Here is a 566-nt window from a genome sequence, read left to right as displayed (position 1 = left end):
ACGGTGAACTGTTCGTTCAGGCCACCTGGGATACCAGTTCGTCGCGGCTTTTCCGGACACAGTTCCGGATGGTCAGCCCGAAGCGCATCAGCAACCCGAACAATACCGGCGACAGCCGGAACTGCCGTGCCGGTGTGCAGATTAATGACAGCGGTGCGGCGCTGGGATATTACGTCAGCGAGGACGGGTATCCTGGCTGGATGCCGCAGAAATGGACATGGATACCCCGTGAGTTACCCGGCGGGCGCGCCTCGTTCATTCACGTTTTTGAACCCGTGGAGGACGGGCAGACTCGCGGTGCAAATGTGTTTTACAGCGTGATGGAGCAGATGAAGATGCTCGACACGCTGCAGAACACGCAGCTGCAGAGCGCCATTGTGAAGGCGATGTATGCCGCCACCATTGAGAGTGAGCTGGATACGCAGTCAGCGATGGATTTTATTCTGGGCGCGAACAGTCAGGAGCAGCGGGAAAGGCTGACCGGCTGGATTGGTGAAATTGCCGCGTATTACGCCGCAGCGCCGGTCCGGCTGGGAGGCGCAAAAGTACCGCACCTGATGCCGGGT

At 59.2% G+C, this 566-nt stretch carries 1 protein-coding gene; it reads left to right on the top strand.

Annotated features, from left to right (window positions below; all coding sequences use genetic code 11):
- Positions 1 to 566 (top strand): phage portal protein (locus ACTHSL_RS12885; protein ID WP_440381687.1); only part of this gene is annotated, 566 nt, incomplete at both ends.

The sequence above is a fragment of the Neisseria sp. P0008.S010 genome (assembly GCF_051962715.1).
In the GTDB taxonomy this organism is placed as follows: domain Bacteria; phylum Pseudomonadota; class Gammaproteobacteria; order Burkholderiales; family Neisseriaceae; genus Neisseria; species Neisseria elongata.
This window is presented reverse-complemented; position numbering and strand designations above follow the sequence as displayed.